Annotated in this window: 13 protein-coding genes; 8 read left to right on the top strand and 5 right to left on the bottom strand. The window is 64.7% G+C overall.

Translation table 11 applies throughout. The annotated features are described in order from the left end of the window. Nucleotides 1–26 precede the first annotated feature (26 nt). The 6 genes from KVG96_RS19780 (at nt 27) to KVG96_RS19755 (ending at nt 5,415) form a co-directional block, all read left to right on the top strand. Nucleotides 27–1,151, top strand: a complete 1,125-nt coding sequence (locus KVG96_RS19780) for a polysaccharide deacetylase family protein (RefSeq protein WP_217893567.1) — start codon at nt 27–29, stop codon at nt 1,149–1,151. A gap of 348 nt (nt 1,152–1,499) precedes the next feature. Then, nucleotides 1,500–2,894, top strand: coding sequence for a PhoH family protein (locus tag KVG96_RS19775; RefSeq protein ID WP_217893566.1), 1,395 nt, complete (start codon nt 1,500–1,502; stop codon nt 2,892–2,894). A 172-nt stretch (nt 2,895–3,066) separates the two neighbouring features. After that, a complete protein-coding gene (gene moaC / locus KVG96_RS19770; protein ID WP_217893565.1) occupies nt 3,067–3,540 on the top strand; it encodes a cyclic pyranopterin monophosphate synthase MoaC in 474 nt (157 codons plus the stop codon). Then, nucleotides 3,537–3,779 (top strand): MoaD/ThiS family protein, encoded by a 243-nt coding sequence (locus tag KVG96_RS19765; protein ID WP_217893564.1) that lies wholly within the window; start codon nt 3,537–3,539, stop codon nt 3,777–3,779. Before moaC ends, KVG96_RS19765 begins: the two co-directional genes overlap by 4 nt. 3 nt (nt 3,780–3,782) lie before the next feature. Then, nucleotides 3,783–4,235, top strand: a complete 453-nt coding sequence (moaE, locus tag KVG96_RS19760) for a molybdopterin synthase catalytic subunit MoaE (RefSeq protein WP_217893563.1) — start codon at nt 3,783–3,785, stop codon at nt 4,233–4,235. 403 nt (nt 4,236–4,638) lie between these two features. After that, nucleotides 4,639–5,415: an ABC transporter substrate-binding protein gene (locus KVG96_RS19755; RefSeq protein WP_217893562.1), complete on the top strand. Its 777-nt coding sequence runs from the start codon at nt 4,639–4,641 to the stop codon at nt 5,413–5,415. A 427-nt stretch (nt 5,416–5,842) separates the two neighbouring features. Here the strand turns inward: KVG96_RS19755 and KVG96_RS19750 are convergent, their stop codons facing one another. The 5 genes from KVG96_RS19750 to KVG96_RS19730 form a co-directional block, all read right to left on the bottom strand. Beyond that, the gene (locus KVG96_RS19750; protein WP_217893561.1) at nt 5,843–6,484 is read right to left on the bottom strand and encodes a helix-turn-helix transcriptional regulator; all 642 of its coding nucleotides are present in this window, start codon (nt 6,482–6,484) and stop codon (nt 5,843–5,845) included. Nucleotides 6,485–6,577: 93 nt separating this feature from the next. Beyond that, nucleotides 6,578–7,705 carry an NAD(P)/FAD-dependent oxidoreductase gene (locus KVG96_RS19745; protein ID WP_217893560.1) on the bottom strand — a complete coding sequence of 376 codons (1,128 nt, stop codon included), beginning with the start codon at nt 7,703–7,705 and terminating at the stop codon, nt 6,578–6,580. Between the two features lie 119 nt (nt 7,706–7,824). Further along, on the bottom strand, nt 7,825–8,769 hold the full coding sequence (locus KVG96_RS19740; RefSeq protein WP_217893559.1) for an ornithine cyclodeaminase family protein: 945 nt from the start codon (nt 8,767–8,769) through the stop codon (nt 7,825–7,827). 125 nt (nt 8,770–8,894) lie between these two features. Beyond that, on the bottom strand, nt 8,895–10,346 hold the full coding sequence (gene rhlB / locus KVG96_RS19735; RefSeq protein WP_217894253.1) for an ATP-dependent RNA helicase RhlB: 1,452 nt from the start codon (nt 10,344–10,346) through the stop codon (nt 8,895–8,897). Between the two features lie 136 nt (nt 10,347–10,482). Beyond that, nucleotides 10,483–11,139, bottom strand: coding sequence for an alpha/beta hydrolase (locus tag KVG96_RS19730; RefSeq protein ID WP_217893558.1), 657 nt, complete (start codon nt 11,137–11,139; stop codon nt 10,483–10,485). Nucleotides 11,140–11,607: 468 nt separating this feature from the next. On the opposite strand from KVG96_RS19730, the gene KVG96_RS19725 reads away from it, so the two are divergent. Both KVG96_RS19725 and KVG96_RS19720 read left to right on the top strand, forming a co-directional pair. After that, nucleotides 11,608–12,639 (top strand): amino acid ABC transporter substrate-binding protein, encoded by a 1,032-nt coding sequence (locus KVG96_RS19725; RefSeq protein ID WP_217893557.1) that lies wholly within the window; start codon nt 11,608–11,610, stop codon nt 12,637–12,639. A 66-nt stretch (nt 12,640–12,705) separates the two neighbouring features. Then, a complete protein-coding gene (locus tag KVG96_RS19720; RefSeq protein ID WP_217893556.1) occupies nt 12,706–13,887 on the top strand; it encodes an amino acid ABC transporter permease in 1,182 nt (393 codons plus the stop codon). Nucleotide 13,888 lies beyond the last annotated feature (1 nt).

The raw sequence follows: 13,888 nt of genomic DNA, 5'->3' as shown, positions 1-13,888 counted from the left end.
GCGGGTTTTGTTATGGAGACATCCCTTTGCGTATCGTTCTATTCCTTTGGGCGTGGTTGTTGAGTGTCGGGGCCCTGGCGGCGCCCGGCGATCCGGCGACGCTGGACCGCGGCACCTGGCCGGAGCAACTGAAGAATCCGACCCTCTTCGACGTGGCCTCGCGGGCGGAGATCCTCACCTTCGCCCGGGGGCTGCTGGCCAGCGAAGCGCTGGACGAGGCCGCGCTGGCCCAGCGCCTGGGGCTGCGCACGGTCAACATGGACGCCGTCAACCGCCTGCGCGGGCGGCTCTGGCAACGGTTGTTCAACGGCTACGACCACGCCCAGCAGAGCTGCGACCAGGACGCTTCGTTCTGCTTCCTGGTCGAAGACGTGCCGACCCTGCGCGAGCAGGCCGGCAAGTTCCAGCTCGGCGAGGAGAGCTACTACATCAAGTGGGCCGAACCGAGCCGCACCTTCCATGCCCAGTACCTGGACGAGCTGCTGCGCAAGGCCGCGCTGTTTCCGCAGACCGGCAGCGAGATCGACCGTTTCGGCGACTACGAACGCAACGGCGACGAGATGAACGACCGCTTGTTCCTGCTGAGCTTCGACAGCGCCGCCAACCTGCAGCCGGACAACACCGACTGGCTGGCCGAGTACCTGCGCAAGTCGAACCTGAGCGGCACGTTCTTCGTGCTGGGCAAGGATGTCCAGGCGCGGCTGGCGGAGCATTCGGTCGCCAGCCTGCAAGCGACGTTCTCGCAGCAGTGCGTGGGCGTGCAGGGCTGGGAGTTCCGCTCCCACAGCCATTGGCAGGACTGGCAGGACTCGGTGCGCCGCAGCGCCGACCTGGTCAAAGGCAAGCTGCCGGAAAACTACGTGCCGCTGTTCCGCCCGCCGGACGGTCAGCGGCGCAGCGACGCGCAGGCGTTCTTCAACGCCCAGGGCCTGCAAGTGGCGCTGTGGGACATCGACGCCCAGGACGGCGCCGGCAAGCTCAAGGGCAGCCAGAGCGCGCAGCGGGTGCTGACCCTGATGCTGCTGTGGCGGCACGGGGTGATCAATTTCAACATGAAGCAGGATGCGGTGAAGACCGCGTTGCCGTGGCTCATCACCCAGACCGCGCAAAGCGGCATCGGCTGGGAAGACTGTCAGGACGCGTTTCGCTGACAAGGCACGAAGGCCCCGTAAACATTGGGTGCGGGGTAAATTTTCAGAGGAATTTGAAGCAGGCGGACTTCCGACTCTAACGGGGGCAGGGCGGTCCGCCAAGGGCTTTTCGTCACTTTGCAAAATAAACTTCAAAAATTCGTCAAAGTGCTTTTTTCTGTCACAGGTTTTGGAGTATTACGAACTCAGACCGCCGAAACCTGCGACACAGGTGGCGTCTCCCAAGACCCATTTGTGTGCAGTTCGTCCGGCCTCCCGATCAAGGGGCGCGGACGGGTTCGGCAGTCACTTCGAGGCGCAGCACCGTCCAGGTATTGCGTCGAATGGCTCCCACAAAGGTGACCGAGTATGGATGATCACGGACGTAGCCCTTCTTCCAACCAGCCAATCCTTTATGTACTCGATACCAACGTATTGATTCACGATCCAAACGCCCTCCTGAATTTCGAAGAACACCACGTCGCGATCCCGATGACCGTGCTTGAAGAGCTGGACAAGCTCAAGAGCGGGCATCACAGCGTGGCCGCCGAATGCCGTCAGGCCATCCGGCTGATCGACAAGACCCTGGGGGACGCTTCACCGGAGGACGTTGAACAGGGAGTGCCGATCCAGCGCGGCAAGAGCGGACCCAAGGGCTTGCTGTCGATTCTGATGAGCAAACATGCCGAGCCGAACCTGATTCTGCCGGAGCACCTGAACGACAACAAAATCATCAACCAGTTGATCGACCTGCACACCCGCGACCCGAAGAAACCGGTCGTGCTGGTCACCAAGGACATCAACATGCGCCTCAAGGCGCGGGCCTGCGGGATCGCGGCCGAAGACTACAGCACCGACCAGCTGGTCGACGACGTGTCGCTGCTGCCCAACGGCTACCACAACATGACCGGCTCCTTCTGGGACCGCGTGAGCAAGGTCGAGACCCGCCAGGACCACGGCCGCACCTGGCATCAGGTGCAACTGATCGACAACCTGCCGGCGGTGCACGTCAACGAGTTCATCATCGACGAGCAGGGGTTCGTCGGCTGGATCAAGGAGATCGACGAGGACCGGCTGCTGATCCTCGACCTGCACCAGGAACCGCTGCTGCACCAGGAAGCCTGGGGCCTCAAGCCACGGGACATCTACCAGAGCCTGGCGCTGTACGCCTTGCTCGACCCGGACATCCACCTGGTCAACCTGTCCGGCGCCGCCGGTTCCGGCAAGACCATCCTGGCGCTGGCGGCCGCCATCGAGCAGACCATGGTCAGCAAGCGCTACCGGCGCATCATCGCCACCCGCAGCGTGCAGGGGCTGGACCAGGAGATCGGCTTCCTGCCGGGCACCGAAGCGGAAAAGATGGAGCCTTGGCTCGGCGCCATCACCGACAACCTCGAAGCCTTGCACATGGATGACGAAAGCACCCACGGCAGCGTCGACTACATCCTCAGCAAGGTGCCGCTGCAGTTCAAGTCGCTCAACTACATCCGCGGGCGCAGCTTCCAGCAGAGCCTGATCCTGATCGACGAATGCCAGAACCTCACGCCGCACCAGATGAAGACCATCATCACCCGGGCCGGCGCCGGTTCCAAAGTGGTGTGCCTGGGCAACCTGGCGCAGATCGACACCCCTTACCTGTCCGCGACCAGCTCCGGGCTGACCTACCTGACCGAACGCTTCAAGGACTTCCCCAACGGCGTGCACATCACCCTGCAAGGGGTGCCTCGCTCGATTCTGGCCGAATACGCCGAATCGCATCTCTAAGGAGCAGCACAAGCTTCAAGCCGCAAGCGGCAAGTGGTACGGGTGTTTATCACTTGCCGCTTGAAGCTTGCGGCTTTCGGCTGCTTAAATGCTGGCTTCCATATCTACAGCCTACAGCGCTTTTCACTTGCCGCTCGTAGCTTGTCGCTTGTAGCTGCCTCAAGGAGGCCTAGTGCTGACCCATCTCGATTCCCAAGGCCGCGCCAACATGGTCGACGTCACCGACAAGGCCGTGACGTTCCGCGAGGCGACGGCCCAAGCGCTGGTGCGCATGCTGCCCGACACGCTGCGGATGATCGTCAGCGGCGGCCATCCCAAGGGCGACGTGTTCGCCGTGGCGCGCATCGCCGGCATTCAGGCGGCGAAGAAGACCAGCGATCTGATCCCGCTGTGCCACCCGCTGATGCTGACCGGCGTGAAGGTCGAGCTCAGTGCCGAAGGTGACGACACCGTGCGCATCGAAGCCCGCTGCAAGCTGTCGGGCCAGACCGGCGTCGAGATGGAGGCGCTGACCGCCGCCAGCGTCGCTGCCCTGACCATCTATGACATGTGCAAGGCCGTGGACCGCGGCATGACCATCGAAAGCGTGCGCCTGCTGGAAAAGCTCGGCGGCAAGAGCGGGCACTACCAGGCGGAGCAGCCATGAACCTGACCGTAAAGTTTTTTGCCCGCTACCGCGAAGCGGTCGGCGAGGACTCGATCAGGGTCGAGGGCAACTTCGGCACCGTCGATGACGTGCGCGCACTGCTGGCCCAGCGCGACGGCTTCGAGGTGCTGGGCGAACAGAACCTGATGTGCGCACGCAACGAAGACCTCTGCCAGCTCGACGAGCCGGTGGCCGAGGGCGATGAAGTGGCGTTCTTCCCCACCGTGACCGGAGGCTGAGCCATGGGCATCCGTGTGCAGCCCGAACCGTTCGAGCCGGGCGCCGAAGTCAATGCGATGCACGCGGCCAACGTCGGTGTCGGCGCGGTGGTGAGCTTCGTCGGCTATGTGCGTGACTTCAACGACGGGCTCGACGTGGCCGGGATGTTCCTGGAGCACTATCCGGGCATGACCGAAAAGGCCCTGGCCAAGATCGCCGACGAGGCCGCGCAGCGCTGGCCGCTGCTGAAGCTGGAGGTGCTGCACCGCATCGGCGCGTTGGAGCCGGGCGAGCCGATCGTGTTCGTCGGCGCCGCCAGCGCCCATCGCCAGGCGGCGTTCGACGCCTGCGCCTTCGTCATGGACTACCTCAAGACCCGCGCCCCGTTCTGGAAGAAGGAAAACACCGCCGAAGGCCCGCGCTGGGTCGAAGGTCGCGCCAGCGACCATGCGGCGGCCGAGCGCTGGAAAAAGTAGATCCGGCATCGTTCTTTCGTCCGCCATCGCAAGTAGGCTCTGGAATGCGTTCCCCTGTGGGAGCTGGCTTGCCAGCGATGGCGGTAGGTCAGGCAACAGAGATGTCGGCAGTGCCGGCCTCATCGCTTGCAGGCAAGCTCCCACAAGGTTTTGTGGTGTGCAGGGATGCTGCGGACAACCGGAATCCTCTGGGGAGCCAGCCTGCTGGCGATGGCGCCCTCTGCAGCACCGCGATCAACCCTGATTCATCACCCGACCGCCGGCCGGATGCGACCCCTTCTGCGCGATTGACGCTATGTACATAAAAGTCCAGTATGGATTCACAAGTACAAAAAAGGCGTTCCCCCCGTTTCATCTCTTTCTCCTGTCTTGCCAAACCAACAACAACCGCGAGAGAACGAACATGAAGAAACTCCCCCTCATCACCGGTCTGGCGCTGAGCCTGTTGGCGTGCAGCAGCGCGTTCGCCGCCGAGAAGACCTTGCGCATCGGCATCGAGGCGGCCTACCCGCCGTTCGCCTCCAAGACCGACAAGGGCGAGATCGTCGGTTTCGACTACGACATCGGCAATGCCCTGTGCGCGCAGATGCAGGTCAAGTGCGTGTGGGTCGAGGGCGAATTCGACGGCCTGATCCCTTCGCTGAAAGTGAAGAAGATCGACATGGCGCTGTCGTCCATGACCATCAACGAAGACCGTAAGAAGTCGGTGGACTTCACCCACAAGTACTACTTCACCTCCTCGCGGTTGGTGATGAAGGAAGGCGCGGTCGTCGATGACCAGTACGCCAGCCTCAAGGGCAAGACCGTCGGCGTGCAGCGCGCGACCACCACCGACCGCTACGCCACCGAGGTGTTCGAGCCCAAGGGCATCACCGTCAAGCGCTACGGCAACAACGAAGAGATCTACATGGACCTGGCGGCCGGGCGCCTCGACGCGATCTTCGCCGACACCATCCCGCTGACCGACTTCCTGTCGATGCCGCGCGGCAAGGGCTATGCGTTCGTCGGGCCGGAGCTCAAGGATCCGAAATACGTGGGCGAGGGCGCGGGGATCGCGGTGCGCAAGGGCAACGCCGAGCTGGTCAGCCAGCTGAACAGCGCCATCGACGGCATCCGCGCCAGCGGCGAGTACCAGAAGATTTCCGAGAAGTACTTCAAGTCCGACATCTACGGCGACTGACCGTCCGCCATCGCGGGCAAGCCCGCTCCCACAGGTTCGGCGGTGATCACATGTTTTGTGTACGGCGCGGGGCTGTGGGAGCTGGCCTGCCAGGGATGAGGCCGCCCGCCATCGCGGGCAAGCCCGCTCCCACAGGTTCGGCGGTGATCACATGTTTTATGTGCGGCGCGAGACCTGTGGGAGCTGGCTTGCCAGGGATGAGACCGTCCGCCATCGCGGGCAAGCCCGCTCCCACAGGTTCGGCGGTGATCACATGTTTTGTGTGCGGCGCGGGGCTGTGGGAGCTGGCCTGCCAGGGATGAGGCCGTCCGCCTTCGCGGGCAAGCCCGCTCCCACAGGTTCGGCGGTGATCACATGTTTTGTGTGCGGCGCGGGGCTGTGGGAGCTGGCTTGCCAGCGATGCGGCCGGAACAAACGGCGCAGGTCTTCAGCCCTTCAGTTCCTTCAGGTGCTTGTACACCGTCGCCCGCCCCATGTTCAGCACATTGGCCACGTAGTTCGAGGCGCTCTTGCCTTTGAACGCGCCCTCGGCGTGCAGGGCCAGCACCAGCTCGCGCTTGTGGTCGCGGGTCAGCACGTTCAGGCTCAGTTGCCGTTCGCGCAGCCAGCTGTGCAGGAAGGTGTTGATCCGCTCCTGCCAGTCGTCGCGGAACAGCGAGTCCGGCTGCGGGATCAGCTTGCTCGGCGACAGGAACAGGTCCAGCGCCGCCTTGGCGTTCTCGAACAGGGAAATGTTCAGGTTGATGCACAGCACCGCCAGCGGCTGCCCCTGGCCGTCCCGCAGCACCGTGCTCAGGCTGCGGATCTTCTGGCCGTCCCAGTTGAGCTTCTCGTACGGGCCGATGTTCCGCTCGCCGGTGTCGTCGCCGAGCATGTCCTCCAGCGCCGAGTCGTCGCCGATGTCCCGTTTCGACAGGTTGTTGGCGATGTAGTCGACCTTCTGCGTGCGCAGGTCGTGCAGCACCACTTCGGCGTGGGGGAAAAACAGCGTGGCGATGGCGTCGGCGATGGCGCGGTAGTTGTCCATCGCGGCGTCGTTCGGTGCAAGTGAGGGTTCAGGGGCGGTCATGTCAGTGGAGCTCCAGGCAACGTCAACGCCCCCGTGGGCAGGGGGCGCTGCGAGTGTGCCGCAATCCGTCGGGCGCGTCATCCGCACGGCCGGTCAGGCGAGGCGGGCGGGGGACAGCATGGCGGCGGTCAGGCCGAACCGGCCCAGTTGTTCAGGCAGCGGCAGGCCGCGCACCAGCGCGGCGCTGGCCTGGCCCATGGCCGGCGAGGTCTGGATGCCGTAGCCGCCCTGGGCCGCGACCCAGAACAGCCCCGGTACCTGCGGGTCGAAACCGGCCAGCAGGTCGCCGTCGGCCACGAAGCTGCGCAGGCCGGCCCAGGTGCGGGTCGGGCGGCGGATGGTCAGGGTGGTGGCTTCCTCGATCTGGTAGATGCCCATGGCGATGTCCAGCTCTTCGGGCTGCACGTCGTGGGGTTCGACGGGGTCGGCGTTGGCCGGCGAGCCGAGGAACATGCCGGCGTCGGGCTTCATGTAGAACGATTCGTCGAGGCTGACCAGCATCGGCCAGTGATGGATGTCCACGCCTTCGGGGCCGGCGAAGATGAACGCGGCCCGGCGTTTGGGCTGCAGGCCCAGCGGCGCGGCGCCGGCCAGCGCGCCGATCTTGTCGGCCCAGGCCCCGGCGGCGTTGATCACCACGGGGGCGCTGAAGGTCTGGCCGTTGGTCTGCACCTGCCACAGGCCGTCGGCGCCGCGGGTCAGGCCCAGCACTTCGCAGTCGGTGTGCACCTGGCCGTTGTTGCGGCGGATGCCGCGCAGGTAGCCCTGGTGCAGGGCGTCGGTGTCGATGTCGCTGGCGGTGGGGTCGTAGAGCGCGCCGTGGACTTTCTCCCGGCGCAGGATCGGCAGCCGCGTGCAGGCCTCGTCGGCGCTGAGCAGTTGCATCTGCGGCACCGTGGCCTTGGCGCTGAGGTATTGGTTGTTCAGTTCGGCGGGGTCGCCGGTGAAGTCCACGGTCATTTCGCCGCGCGGGGTCAGCAGCGGATGCTCGCAGAAGCCGCCCGGCGGCGTGTCGAAGAAGTCGCGGCTGGCCAGGGTCAGCGCCCGTACCTGCGGGGTGCCGTAGGCGGCGGTGAACAGGGCGGCGGAACGGCCGGTGGAGTGATAGGCCGGGTGCGACTCACGCTCCAGCACGACCACCTTGGCGTGGGGCGACAGCCAGAAACCGGTGGACGCGCCGGCGATGCCGCCGCCGATGATGATGAAGTCTGCCTGGCTCATGAAAAATCTCCGGTAAGGCGCAATATCGGTAAGTCAGCGGTTCCCCTGTGGGGGCCGGCCTGCTGGCGATGGCGGCGCAACCGCCGCATCGGGGCCGGATGCGCACAGGGACTGCGGTGTCAGGGTTGCAGGCGGTGGAGCGCATTGGCCACGGCGATGTCCTCCAGCCCCAGGCCGATGGAGCGGAAGAACACGTGGCGCCCGTAGCCGGGACGCTGCACCTTGCCGCTGAGCAGGTCGGCCAGGTCGCCGACGATCTGGGTGCGATCCCAACCGTGCCGTTCGGCGGCGATCAGCATTTCGCCCGCCGAGCCCGGTGTGGTCTGGCGATAGTCGCAGAACACCTGCATATCGTTGAGGCTGTGCGGCGGCACCTCGTGGGCGCGGGGCGCGTTGGTGCTGATCGAGGTGATCAGCGCCGGCTTGTTCAGGCTGGCCGGGTCGATCACAGGTCCCGCCGACGAGGTGCAGAGCAGGATCACGTCCGCCCCGGCGACCGCGGCTTCGCGGCTGTCGGCCACGGTCAGGCGCGGGGCGAGGGCCTTGAAGCGGGCGACGGTGTCCGGTTCCCCGGCGAGGCTGGGCGCGTACAGGCTGACGTGCTGCCAATCGCGCAGCGCCTGGACGTATTGCAGGTGGGCCTGGGCCACCTTGCCGCTGCCGATGATCGCCAGGCGCCGGGCGTCCGCCGGGGCCAGGGCGTCGACCGCCACGGCGGTGGTGGCGGCGGTGCGGGCGGTGGTCAGCTCACCGGCATCGCACAGCAGCAGCGGCTGGCCGGTCTGCATCGACATCAGCAGCGTCCAGGCGGTCACCAGCGGGCCTTGTTCGCGGACGATGTACGGCGAGGTCTTGACCCCGTACACGCCGTCCTCGGCCAGTACGCCCAGGTAGTTGATGAAATCCCCGGCGCCCTGGGGAAACTCCACCAGTTGCTGGGCCGGTTGCACCGCCTGCCCGGCGGCGAGGTCGCGGAACAGCTTGCGCATGATCTGCGGCACGTCGAGCCGGGCCAGCAGCGCGCGGGCCTGGGTTTGGTCGATCACTTGGGGCGTGCAGGTCATGTCGGGCTCCGGGGATTGTTATTAAACTAATTTGTCCATTATGGACTTTTATATCTTGTCGGCAATCTCCGGGCGAAAAAAAAAGGCGCAGTCCGTCGCCGGCTGCGCCTTTCTCATGGGGTCGCTCAGTGCGGCCGCTTGCGCTCGACCGCCCGCAGCAAGTGGGTCGGCGGCATTTCGCAGCTGATCTTGCGGCCCAGCAGCGCCTCGATGGACGGCAGCTGGTAGGAGTCGTCCTCGCCGGCGAAGCTGATCGACACGCCGTCGGCGCCGGCCCGGCCGGTGCGGCCGATGCGGTGCACGTAGTCGTCCGGCACTTCCGGCAGGGTGAAGTTGATCACGTGGCTGATGCCGTCGATGTGGATGCCGCGGCCGGCCACGTCGGTGGCCACCAGCACGCGGATCTTGCCTTCGCGAAAGCCTTCCAGGGTCTTGATGCGCTTGTGCTGCGGCACGTCGCCGGACAGCTGCGCGGCGTTGACGCCGTCACGCACCAGGCGTTCCTCGATGCGCCGCACTTCGTCCTTGCGGTTGGCGAACACCATCACCCGTTCCCAGCCGTTGTCGTTGACCAGGTTGTACAGCAGCTTGTACTTGTCGGCGCTGGCGACCGCATAGATGTGCTGTTCGACGTTGGCGTTGGCCACGTTCTCGGCTTCGATCTCGACGATGGCCGGGTCGGTGGTCCACTGCTTGGCCAGGTTCATCACGTCGTCGGTGAAGGTGGCGGAGAACAGCAGGGTCTGGCGCTCGCTCTTGGGCGGGGTCTGGCGGATGATCTGGCGCACCTGCGGGATGAAGCCCATGTCGAGCATGCGGTCGGCTTCGTCCAGCACCAGCACCTCGACCATGTCCAGGTGCACGTCGCCGCGCTGGTTGAAGTCCAGCAGGCGGCCCGGCGTGGCGACCAGGATGTCGCAGTGGCGGGCCTCGAGCTGCTTGAGCTGCTTGTCGAAGTCCATGCCGCCGACGAAGCTCATCACGTTCAGGCCGGTGTACTTGGTCAGGTCCTGGGCGTCCTTGGCGATCTGCACCACCAGCTCGCGGGTCGGGGCGATGATCAGCGCCCGGGGCTCGCCCATGTAGCGCTCTTTCGGCGGCGGGGTCTGCAGCAACTGGGTGATGGTCGAGATCAGGAACGCGGCGGTCTTGCCGGTGCCGGTCTGGGCGCGGCCGATGGCGTCCTTGCCGGCGAGGGTGTAACCCAGCACCTGGGCCTGGATCGGCGTGCAATAAGGGAAGCCCAGGTCCTGGATGGCGTGCATCAGTTCCGGGGCGAGCCTGAAGTCGTGGAAGCGGGTCTTGCCTTCCTGGGGTTCGACGACGAAGTCCTCGAGTTTCCAGGGGATCACCGGTGCCTTGGGCTTGGGTTCGCGGCGCGGCCTGGCCGGTTTCGGCTCGGGGCTTGGGGCCGGTTCGCCGGCCTTGGCTGCCGGGGTCGCCGGTTTCGGTTCGGGTTTGGCGGCCGCTGCGGGAGCGGGGCGGTCGGCCGGACGGATGTCGCTGCGGGGGGCGGAGGCGGGCGACGGTGCGCCGGCGGCAGGCGCGAGCTGCTCAGCCTCGCTTTTGCCGAACATTTTCTTGAGTGCTTTGAGCACGGTCGTCTCATCAATTGGTTAAGGAATGTACGCCGGCCAGTGTAATGCAAGAATCGGGCGCGGCGTAGTGGGCTGATCAAAGGGCCGCGGCGTGCGGCCGAAGTCGCGGAATCGATCAGCGCAGGCGTTCGCCCAGCCAGGTGCCGATGTCGCGGATTTCCTCGGGTAACACTTCGTGCTCCATTGGGTATTCCTGCCATGTCACGGTGACACCATGGGCCTTCAGGTACTCGTACGCCGTGCGTCCCATCGAGTTCTGCACCACGTTGTCGAACTGGCCGTGCAGCGCCAGCACGGGAACGCGCTGCTGGCTGGCGGACAGCTCCAGTTCGTCGCTGAAGGTCGGGGCGTACGTCGAAAGCGCCAGCACGCCGCCCAGCGGCCCCTGCCATTTCAGGAAGGCGGTGTGGTAGACCACCGCGCCCCCTTGGGAAAACCCGGCGAGGAAGATCCGCGAAGCGTCTATTCCGGAGGCTTTCTGCGATTCGATCAGTTCGATGACACGGTCGGCGGACGCTTCCAGTTGGTCGCGGTCGATGGCCCGGGCCGGGGTCATCGCCTTGATGTCGTACCAGCTGGGCATGGCATATCCGCCATTGATCGTCACGGCGCGGGTCGGCGCCTGGGGCAGGACGAAACGGGTGGTCAGCAGGGTTTCCTGCAGGGCCTCGGCCACCGGCAGAAAGTCGTAACGGTCGGCGCCCAGGCCGTGCAGCCAGATCACGCAGGCGTCCGCGGTCTTTTCGGGCTGAAGAATCAAGGGCTCGGTCATGGCTGCTCCAATTGGGTGCGGGCGCGCTCATCGGGTGCGTGATCCGTGTGCGCGCCAGGGTTATCCGTTAAGAAGATGTCGCAAGGTTACAAGTTTTGCTATTGACCTGTCGCTCCATCGCCTCAAGGGGCGGTGTGGTACGGGCTTTGCTATGAGCTAGACGTGCAATCGATCTCGGGCCCGGCGGTAACACTATCAGTGAACGCACGGGGGCGGGACAGTAAAGAATCCGGTGATGGATGTTCGCCAGAGGCCGCTACGGGCTTAGCGAACGTGAAAGGGCTACAGCCCGTTCGGCCGACTGGTGAGAAGTGAGGTTGTCCATTATGTGGATTTTCTCCTACTAGACTCATGGCTAAGGTCCTACGTCGGTTGACCCCACAAAAAGCCAACACGGGTCAACAACGCCTCAAAAGGGTGCGACAAGACTCAAGCTCCGACACAACAAGAGCAAAACTGGAGGTTTGAATGAAGATGTTGAAAACCACTCTGGCGGTCGTGACTGCTGCGGCAGTCCTCGGCGTCAGCGGGTTCGCTCAGGCGGGTGCAACCCTGGATGCGGTGCAGAAGAAAGGCTTCGTGCAGTGCGGCGTGAGCGACGGCCTGCCGGGCTTCTCCGTACCGGACTCCACCGGCAAGATCATCGGCATCGACGCCGACGTCTGCCGCGCGGTGGCCGCGGCCGTGTTCGGCGATGCGAACAAGGTCAAGTTCAGCCAGTTGAACGCCAAGGAACGCTTCACTGCGCTGCAGTCGGGCGAAATCGACATCCTGTCGCGCAACACCACCATGACCAGTTCCCGTGACGCGGGCATGGGCCTGAAATTCCCGGGCTTCATCACCTACTACGACGGCGTGGGCTTCCTGGCCAACAACAAACTGGGCGTCAAGAGCGCCAAGGAACTGGACGGCGCCACCATCTGCATCCAGGCGGGCACCACCACTGAACTGAACGTGTCCGACTACTTCCGCGCCAACGGCCTGAAGTACACCCCGATCACCTTCGACACCTCCGACGAAAGCGCCAAGTCGCTGGAGTCCGGCCGTTGCGACGTGCTGACCTCCGACAAGTCCCAGCTGTTCGCCCAGCGCAGCAAGCTGGCTTCGCCGAAGGACTACGTGGTGCTGCCGGAAACCATCTCCAAGGAGCCTCTGGGCCCGGTCGTGCGCAACGGCGACGACGAGTGGCTGGCGATCGTGCGTTGGGTCGGCTACGCGCTGCTCAACACCGAAGAGGCCGGCATCACTTCGAAAAACGTGCTGGAAGAAGCCAAGTCCACCAAGAACCCGGACGTCGCCCGCCTGCTGGGTGCCGACGGCGAGTACGGCAAGGACCTGAAGCTGCCTAAGGATTGGGTCGTCAAGATCGTTTCCCAGGTCGGCAACTACGGTGAGATCTTCGAGAAAAACCTCGGCAAGAGCACCCCGCTGGAAATCGACCGTGGCCTGAATGCGCTGTGGAACGCCGGCGGCATTCAGTACGCACCACCGGTGCGCTAATGGTTCTGTCACCCGGCGGGCCAACCGCCGGGTGACGTTCTGTTCCAGTTTTTTCCGGGGCACTTCATGCAAAATTCAATCGGCGCACCAAAGCAGAGGCTCAGCCTCAGCGATCCACGAGTGCGTGCGTGGCTGTTTCAGATCATCACCGTCGTGGCGGTGGTCTCGATGGGCTGGTACCTGTTCGACAACACCCAGACCAACCTTCAGCACCGGGGCATCACGTCCGGTTTCGACTTCCTCGAGCGCAGCGCCGGGTTCGGCATCGCTCAGCACCTGATCTCCTATACCGAAGCGGACAGTTACGCACGGGTGTTCGTGATCGGCCTGCTCAACACCCTGCTGGTGACCTTCATCGGCGTGATCCTGGCGACCCTGCTGGGCTTCATCATCGGTGTGGCGCGGCTGTCGCCGAACTGGATCATCAGCAAACTGGCGACCGTGTATGTGGAAACCTTCCGCAACATCCCGCCGCTGCTGCAGATCCTGTTCTGGTACTTCGCGGTGTTCCTGACCATGCCGGGGCCGCGCAACAGCCACAACTTCGGCGACACCTTCTTCATCAGCAGCCGGGGCCTGAACATGCCGGCGGCGCAGATCGCCGACGGCTTCTGGCCGTTCGCGGTCAGCATCGTGGTGGCCATCGTCGCCATCGTGTTCATGAGCCGCTGGGCCACCAAGCGCTTCGAGGAAACCGGCGAGCCGTTCCACAAGTTCTGGGTCGGCCTGGCCCTGTTCCTGGTGATCCCGGCCGTGTGCGCGCTGGTCTTCGGCTCGCCGCTGCACTGGGAGATGCCGCAGCTCAAGGGCTTCAACTTCGTCGGCGGCTGGGTGCTCATCCCTGAACTGCTGGCGCTGACCCTGGCCCTGACCGTGTACACCGCGGCGTTCATCGCCGAGATCGTGCGCTCGGGGATCAAGTCGGTCAGCCACGGCCAGACCGAAGCGGCCCGTTCGCTGGGCCTGCGCAACGGCCCGACCCTGCGCAAGGTGATCATTCCCCAGGCGCTGCGGGTGATCATCCCGCCGCTGACCAGCCAATACCTGAACCTGGCGAAGAACTCGTCCCTGGCGGCCGGCATCGGCTACCCGGAAATGGTTTCGCTGTTCGCCGGCACCGTCCTCAACCAGACCGGCCAGGCCATCGAGGTGATCGCCATCACCATGAGCGTGTACCTGGCGATCAGCATCAGCATTTCCCTGCTGATGAACTGGTACAACAAGCGCATTGCGCTGATCGAGCGGTAAG

Source organism: Pseudomonas ekonensis (assembly GCF_019145435.1).
Lineage (GTDB): Bacteria > Pseudomonadota > Gammaproteobacteria > Pseudomonadales > Pseudomonadaceae > Aquipseudomonas > Aquipseudomonas ekonensis.
The sequence above is the reverse complement of the archived record's forward strand: the minus strand, read 5'-3'. Positions and strand labels throughout refer to the sequence as shown.

Bases quoted from the DNA above. Each gene is read 5' to 3' on its own strand.
- KVG96_RS19755 (WP_217893562.1), top strand. From the start codon at position 4,639: ATGAAGAAACTCCCCCTCATCACCGGTCTGGCGCTGAGCCTGTTGGCG.
- KVG96_RS19775 (WP_217893566.1), top strand. From the start codon at position 1,500: ATGGATGATCACGGACGTAGCCCTTCTTCCAACCAGCCAATCCTTTAT.
- KVG96_RS19730 (WP_217893558.1), bottom strand. From the start codon at position 11,139: ATGACCGAGCCCTTGATTCTTCAGCCCGAAAAGACCGCGGACGCCTGC.
- KVG96_RS19750 (WP_217893561.1), bottom strand. From the start codon at position 6,484: ATGACCGCCCCTGAACCCTCACTTGCACCGAACGACGCCGCGATGGAC.
- KVG96_RS19740 (WP_217893559.1), bottom strand. From the start codon at position 8,769: ATGACCTGCACGCCCCAAGTGATCGACCAAACCCAGGCCCGCGCGCTG.
- KVG96_RS19765 (WP_217893564.1), top strand. From the start codon at position 3,537: ATGAACCTGACCGTAAAGTTTTTTGCCCGCTACCGCGAAGCGGTCGGC.
- rhlB (WP_217894253.1), bottom strand. From the start codon at position 10,346: ATGTTCGGCAAAAGCGAGGCTGAGCAGCTCGCGCCTGCCGCCGGCGCA.
- KVG96_RS19720 (WP_217893556.1), top strand. From the start codon at position 12,706: ATGCAAAATTCAATCGGCGCACCAAAGCAGAGGCTCAGCCTCAGCGAT.
- moaE (WP_217893563.1), top strand. From the start codon at position 3,783: ATGGGCATCCGTGTGCAGCCCGAACCGTTCGAGCCGGGCGCCGAAGTC.
- KVG96_RS19745 (WP_217893560.1), bottom strand. From the start codon at position 7,705: ATGAGCCAGGCAGACTTCATCATCATCGGCGGCGGCATCGCCGGCGCG.
- KVG96_RS19725 (WP_217893557.1), top strand. From the start codon at position 11,608: ATGAAGATGTTGAAAACCACTCTGGCGGTCGTGACTGCTGCGGCAGTC.